Source organism: Methylobacterium sp. D54C, assembly GCF_053345595.1.
The window spans coordinates 1-255 of record NZ_JBKFAK010000283.1 but is presented as its reverse complement, the minus strand read 5'-3'; the positions used below and the strand labels follow the sequence as shown (position 1 = coordinate 255).

At 59.6% G+C, this 255-nt stretch carries 1 protein-coding gene; it reads right to left on the bottom strand.

The window, feature by feature from the left end; genetic code table 11:
* On the bottom strand, positions 1–255 hold a 255-nt coding region (locus ACLBYB_RS33540; protein ID WP_447701457.1), incomplete at both ends, for a transposase.

The window sequence follows — 255 nt, the reverse complement described above, 5'->3', positions numbered from 1 at the left end:
ACAAGTTTCCCGAGGCGACGTCCGCCAGCACCTGCTTCTCCAAAGAGAGATCGGCGACGAGCCGGCGCAACCGAGCGTTCTCACGCTCCAAATCCTTCATCTTCTTGGCTTGATCGACTTGCAGGCCACCGTACTCCTTGCGCCAGCGGTAGTAGCTCTGCTCGGAGATCTCCGCCTCCCTACATGCAAGGGCTAAACTCTTACCCTGGGCTGTCTGCACCTCGATCTGGCGCAGCTTCAGCACAACCTGCTCCG